This window comes from Streptomyces canarius (assembly GCF_014650735.1).
Lineage (GTDB): Bacteria > Actinomycetota > Actinomycetes > Streptomycetales > Streptomycetaceae > Streptomyces > Streptomyces olivaceoviridis.
In genome coordinates this window covers 1-4,316 of the sequence record NZ_BMVN01000143.1, presented here as the reverse complement: position 1 = coordinate 4,316, position 4,316 = coordinate 1, and the positions used below count along the sequence as shown (strand labels likewise).

1 protein-coding gene is annotated in these 4,316 nt (G+C 73.4%); it reads left to right on the top strand.

The genetic code is table 11. The features are described 5' to 3' along the window. A partial coding sequence (locus IE294_RS46370; RefSeq protein WP_189895335.1) for a type I polyketide synthase occupies positions 1-4,316 on the top strand: 4,316 nt, incomplete at both ends.

Here is a 4,316-nt window from a genome sequence, read left to right as displayed (position 1 = left end):
CTCCCGGTGGAGCAGGTGCACGGCCTGCTGCCGGAGGGTGTGTCGGTGGCGGCGGTGAACGGGCCGTCGTCGGTGGTTGTCGCGGGTGACCCGGATGGTCTGGAGGAGGTTCTGGGCCGGGTGGAGCGGGCCCGGCGCATCCCGGTGGACTACGCCTCTCACTCCGCACAGGTGGAGGAGATCCGTGAGGAGATCCTGCGGGTGCTGGAGGGGGTTTCTCCCCGGCCGGCCACGGTGCCGTTCTTCTCCACGGTGGACGCGGAGTGGCTCTCCGGGGAGGAGCTCGACGCGAGGTACTGGTTCCGCAACCTGCGGCAGACGGTGCGGTTCGAGACCGCCGTGCGATCTCTCGCGGCTGCCGGGCACGACATCTTCGTCGAGGTCAGTGCTCATCCCGTCCTGACGGTGGGGATGGACGAGGCGTTGGGTGACGCGGCTGTCGTGTCGGGGACGCTGCGGCGTGAGGAGGGGGGTCTGCGCCGGTTCCTGGTGTCGGTGGCGGAGCTGTTCGTGCGGGGCGTGGAGGTGGAGTGGTCGCCGTTCTTCGGTGGCACGCCGGCCTGCCGGGAGCTGCCGACGTACGCCTTCCAGCGCAAGTGGTTCTGGCTGGAGGACAGCGTCGGCATCGGCGCGGCGGAGCAGAACCACTTCTGGCAGACGGTCGAGGACGGCAGCCTGGGAGAACTGCTCGGCGTAGACCCGCAGACGCCGCTCAGCGCCCTGCTGCCCGCGCTGTCCGACTGGCGCAACCGCCACGACAGCCGCGCCACGGTCGACTCCTGGCGGTACCGGGTCACCTGGAAGGCGCTGCCCGCCCGTGCCCCCGGGGACCTCTCCGGCCACTGCCTGCTGCTCGTCCCGGAGACCGGCCACCCGCTCACCGCCGACGTGCGCCGGGCACTGGAGGCCGCCGGCGCGACGGTGACGCAGACGGAACTGACCGCTGCCGACAGCGACCGGCAGACGCTCGCGCGGCGACTGGCCGGCCTGCCCCGTCCGCCGCACCGGGTGGTGTCGCTCCTCGGCCTGGACGAACGGCCGCACCCGGACCATGCCGTCGTACCGGTCGGCGTGGCCCTCACCCTCGCTCTCGCCCAGGCACTCGACGACACGGGCATCGACGCCCCGCTGTGGTGCCTGACCAGCGGCGCGGTCTCCACAGGCCACGACGACCCGGTGACCGGCGTCGCCCAGAACCTGGTGTGGGGCCTGGGCCGCGTCGCCGCCCTGGAGTACCCGCGGCGTTGGGGCGGGCTCTGCGACCTGGCCGAGGGCTTCGACCCCGCCGCCCTGATCTCCGTGCTGGCCGGTGACTCGGACGAGGACCAGGTGGCCCTGCGGCCCGGCGGCGCGTACGGACGCCGCCTCGCCCGAGCCCCCCTGCCCTCCGGGGCAGCGCCCGAGCCATGGCGTCCCCGTGGCACGGTCCTCATCACCGGCGGCACGGGCGCCGTCGGCGGGCAGATCGCCGCGTGGCTGGCGCGCAACGGAGCGGAACACCTGGTGCTCCTCAGCCGGCGGGGCGGTGACGCGCCCGGCGCCGCCGAACTGACCGCGGAACTCCGGTCCCTGGGCGCCCGCGTCACCACCGCCGTCTGCGACGTGACCGACCGCGAGCAACTGGCCGCTCTCATCGCCGGCCTGGAGGCCCAGGGCGACCGGATCCGCTCCGTCATGCACACAGCGGGCGAGGGCAGCCTCGTGCCGCTGCCGGACACCGACCTGGCCGAGTTCGGCGACACCCTGCACGCCAAGGTGCTGGGCGCGGCCCACCTGGACGAGCTGATCGGCGAGGTGGACGCGTTCGTCATGTTCTCGTCCATCTCCGCGGTCTGGGGCAGCGCGGACCACGGCGCCTACGCCGCCGCCAACGCCTATCTGGACGGCCTCGCGGAGCACCGGCGCGCCCGCGGGCTGGCAGCCACCTCGGTGGTCTGGGGCATCTGGGCCCCGCAGGACGGCAAGGGGATGGCCGCCAACCTCGCCGAGCAGCAGTTGCGCGGACGGGGCATCCCCTTCATGCGCCCCGCGCTCGCCATCGAGGGCTTCCAGCAGGTGCTGGACCGGGACGAGACGGTCATCGTCGTGGCCGCCGTCGACTGGGACCGCTTCGCCCCCGTGTTCACATCCGCCCGGCCCAGCGCCCTCATCTCCGACCTGCCCGACGCCCGTGAGGCGCTGACCGACCGGACGGCGGACGCCGCCCGTCAGGACGAAAGCTCCTCGCCCTTGGTGGATCGGCTCCGTGCCCTCTCCGAAGCCGAGCGGCGCGACGCCCTCGTCGACCTCGTCCGGACCCAGGCCGCGGCCGTCCTCGGCCACGAGTCCGCGGCCGACATCGATCCGTCCCGTGCCTTCCGGGAACTGGGATTCGACTCGCTGACCGCCGTCGACCTGCGCGGCCGGCTGAACGCCTCGACAGGCCTGCGGCTGCCGGTCACCATCGTCTTCGACTACTCCTCGGCCACCACCCTCGCCGACCACCTGCACGACCAACTGCTCGGCACGGCGACGGCGCCCACCGCCCCGGTGCCGGTGACCGTGCCCGCCGATGACGACCCCGTCGTCATCGTCTCCGCCGCCTGCCGCTACCCGGGCGGTGTGCGCACGCCCGAGGACCTGTGGCGGCTGCTCGCCGAGGGGCGCGACGCGGTATCCGAACTCCCCGGCGACCGCGGCTGGAACATCGAGGACCTCTTCGACGCCGACTCCGACCGGCCCGGCACGAGCTACTCCCGCGCGGGCGGCTTCGTCTACGACGCCGGCCTGTTCGACCCGGCGTTCTTCGGCATCAGCCCGCGCGAGGCCCTCGCCATGGACCCGCAGCAGCGGCTGCTGCTGGAGACGTCCTGGGAGGCGCTGGAGCGGGCCGGTATCGACCCGACCACGCTGGGCGGTACGCACACCGGCGTGTTCGTCGGCGCCGGGTACCAGGGGTACGGCGGGGACGGCGAGCGGGTGCCCGAGGAGGCCGAGGGCCACCTCATCGCCGGCATCTCCACCAGTGTGCTGTCCGGTCGCATCTCCTACTCGCTCGGCCTGGAAGGGCCGGCGCTGACGATCGACACCGCCTGCTCCTCCTCACTCGTGGCCGTGCACCTCGCGGCCCAGGCACTGCGGTCCGGCGAATGCTCGCTGGCCCTGGCCGCCGGCGCCACCATTCTGGGCTCACCCCTGTCCTTCACCGGCTTCAGCCGACAGCGTGGCCTGGCGGCCGACGGCCGCTGCAAACCGTTCGGCGCCGACGCCGACGGATTCGGCATAGCCGAGGGTGTCGGCATGCTCGTCCTGGAGCGCCTGTCCGACGCCCGGCGCAACGGGCACCCGGTGCTGGCCGTCGTGCGCGGCAGCGCCGTCAACCAGGACGGCGCCTCCAACGGCCTGACCGCGCCGAACGGGCTCTCGCAGCAGCGCGTCATCCAGCAGGCCCTGGCGAACGCCGGACTCGAACCCTCCGACGTGCACGTGGTCGAGGCGCACGGCACCGGCACCAAACTGGGCGACCCGATCGAGGCCCAGGCCCTGCTCGCCACCTACGGCCGGGACCGGGAACGGCCGCTGTGGCTCGGTTCGCTCAAGTCCAACCTCGGCCACACCCAGGCCGCCTCCGGTGTGGCCGGCATCATCAAGATGCTCCAGGCCATGGAGCACGGCGTGCTGCCCAGGACGCTGCACGCGGACGTCCCCTCGCCGTTCATCGACTGGTCCGCGGGGAACATCGAGCTGCTGACCGAGGAGCGGGCCTGGGACGGCCCGCGGCGTGCCGGCGTGTCGTCGTTCGGCATGAGCGGCACCAACGCGCACGTCATCATCGAACAGGCCGAGCCCGCCCCGGCTCGTCAGACCGCGCAGACGGCAGGGACCGCCCCCGAGCCGGTCGTGGCCTGGACCCTGTCGGGCCGCACCGAGGACGCGGTGCGTGACCAGGCGCGCGCCCTGCTGGACTGGCCGGACGCCGACCCGCTGGACGTCGGCTACTCACTGGCGACCACCAGGACCGCGTTCGAGCGGCGGGCCGTGGTCGTGGGAGCCGACCGCGAGGAACTCGCCGCCGGCCTCCGCGCGGTGCTCGACGGCAAGGCGCCCGTGCACACCGCCGACGCCGGCCGCCGCACCGTGTTCCTCTTCCCCGGTCAGGGGTCGCAGTGGGCGGGGATGGCGGTGGAGCTGCTGGAGTCGTCGCCGGTGTTCGCCGAGCGCCTCGCCGAGTGTGAGCGTGCCCTGGCTCCGCATGTGGACTGGTCGCTGACCGAGGTGCTGCGATCCGGTGACTACGAGCGGGTGGACCGTGTGCAGCCGGTGCTGTGGGCGGTGAT